The organism is Peptacetobacter sp. AB800 (genome assembly GCF_047807365.1).
In the GTDB taxonomy this organism is placed as follows: Bacteria; Bacillota; Clostridia; order Peptostreptococcales; family Peptostreptococcaceae; genus Peptacetobacter.
Genome location: NZ_JBLOUI010000079.1, coordinates 1 through 1,799 on the forward strand (window position 1 = coordinate 1; position 1,799 = coordinate 1,799).

Sequence of the window (1,799 nt, forward strand, 5' to 3'; positions counted from 1 at the left end):
TGCCGTTCGGCACTCCGCGGTTCAATTTCATATAATAATCTAAGCAACTTATTAATCCTCTTTTAGTGAAAATTTCCTTTGTTATTTTATTTAGTCCAGTTGTCTTAATTACTGCTTGATAATGGTTACCAAATCCTACGGATTGTTTTGCCATCCAAACTGGTGCTCCTAATTTTCTTAATCCCCAAAATCTCTTTTCACTAGTTTTCCATTGTTTCCATATCACAACTCTCATTCTGTTTCTTATACGTCTATCTATTAATTCCATATGTTTTCTCATTTTCCGTATTTTGAAATAGTTTATAAAACCTCTTATTACTTCATTTAATTTCTTGATTCTATATGTCATATCTACAGACCAAGAACGTTTTGTTAGTTTCTTGAGTTTCCTTTTAAAGCGAGTTATCGAGTCTTCGTGGATTCTAACTTCCCACTTTGTTCCAATTTTGTAGAAACTAAATCCGAGGTATTTGAGATTTGTTGGTCTTGTTATCTTTGACTTCGTTGCATTTACTTTTAATCCTAACTTTCTTTCTATCCATTTAGTTACAGTATTCATAACTCTATTAGCTGAGGCACTACTTCCAACGGTTATTATACAGTCATCTGCATATCTCACGAAGTGCAAACCTCTTTTCTCTAGTTCTTTATCGAGTTCATTTAACATAATATTTGATAGAAGTGGTGATAAATTTCCACCTTGCGGTGTTCCTAGTTTCGTTTCTTCATATTTTCCCTTAATCATTACCCCAGCCGTTAGGTATTTCTTGATTAATGATTCTGTATCTGGGTCATGTATTATTTTTTGAACTAATGTCATTAGTTTATCATGAGGAACATTGTCGAAGAATTTTTCTAGGTCAATATCTACGATATAAGTATATCCATCATTTAGATATTCAAGAAGTTTATCTATTGCCTGATGTGCATTTCTTCCCGGTCTAAACCCATAGCTGTATTCACTAAAATGTTGCTCCGCAATAGGGCTAACTACTTGAGCTATTGCTTGTTCTATTATCCTATCTACTACGTTTGGAATACCTAGATTTCTTACACCACCGTTAGGTTTTGGTATTTCCACTCTTAAAACTGGTTGTGGTTTATATTTTCTTTTTATTATTCTATTTTTGATACTTGTCCAATTTTCTATTAGGTAATCTCTTATTTCATCTGTACCTATTCCATCTATTCCACAAGCACCTTTATTGGATTTAACTTTCTTATATGCTTGCATCATATTTTCTCTTTCAAGTATCTTTTCCATTAATTCTGTTGCCAAAAGATTTTGTCTCCTTTCATTATTTAACTTCATATATATTAATTCTACCACCTATGAGTATTTTGTTCCGTTACGTCTTCGCTACTCTACTCTTGTCGAATCTATATATTTGTTTATGTAATTTAAATTTGACTGTTGAAATTGTTCCGCCCTTCGCTCCACCTTCATTACAAAGGTTTCGTCACTACTATGGCTTCTGCTGACTTCTCACAATTCGTTGTTACTACAGATGTTCTGCTTGTGAGACCTCACGGGATAAGCCATTAATCTTTCCTCGTCTACCTGCCTAATATACTTATATGAGTTACGACTACCTTTGGGACTTCATTGCTTTTAGTCAACTTATCCATCATATAAGCCTTAGTATTAGGTTTCTGTTCGTCAGGCTACGATTTCGCTATTGCTTCTTCTCGCCTATGCTTCGCAGCACAAACCTTGCAAGTCGCTATCAAGTTCGTCGGTAGCTACGCCTTTTATGGACTTTCACCACAGATTAATAGCATGCCCGTCATACTAAAAA

The 1,799-nt window shown here is 34.4% G+C and carries 1 protein-coding gene; it reads right to left on the reverse strand.

Features of this window, described 5'->3' with window-relative positions; translation table 11 throughout:
• Positions 1–1,279, reverse strand: a 1,279-nt coding sequence (gene ltrA / locus ACK2WN_RS12010) for a group II intron reverse transcriptase/maturase (RefSeq protein ID WP_416155691.1), incomplete at its 3' end; no start/stop codon positions are given.
• Between the last annotated feature and the right edge of the window lie 520 nt (positions 1,280–1,799).